Annotated in this window: 1 protein-coding gene; it reads left to right on the forward strand. The window is 62.8% G+C overall.

Going from position 1 to position 414, the window contains the following annotated elements; all coding sequences use genetic code 11:
* Window positions 1-80: 80 nt before the first annotated feature.
* A partial coding sequence (locus tag ACLQ24_RS30325) for a hypothetical protein (RefSeq protein ID WP_425895154.1) occupies window positions 81-414 on the forward strand: 334 nt, incomplete at its 3' end.

Raw genomic sequence — 414 nt, forward strand, 5'->3', positions numbered from 1 at the left:
AACCATATCCTTGCAGGTCGGGTGCACCTTTCCTTGACCACCCTCGATGCCAGCTATTCACTCTGAATAGCGGAGGCTGGGTGAGCAGGTTCGACGCTGCCCAGCGCAAGCGCTTGGCGGCCTACCGCACGGGTGCCGATCCGTTGGAGACGGAGCAGGACGAGCAGAACCGTCCGGTCTTCAGCATCAGGCAGCAGGGGAATCAAGGGCGTAAGCGTCGACTTCCGGCGACGGCTGCCACCGCCACCGTCTTGTCCAGCTTGACCACGGCGACAGACTTCCCCCTGCTGTACGCGCTCAAGCGGGAGATGCAGTCCTGGCGTCTGCTGCACCTGGATCCTAGGCCGTGTCTTGTGGATCAGGTTTCGCGGGCGAGGTCGCGGAGCCAGATCTTGATGGTGGCGATGTCGATGG

The sequence above is a fragment of the Micromonospora sp. DT4 genome (assembly GCF_049841675.1).
Taxonomy (GTDB): domain Bacteria; phylum Actinomycetota; class Actinomycetes; order Mycobacteriales; family Micromonosporaceae; genus Micromonospora.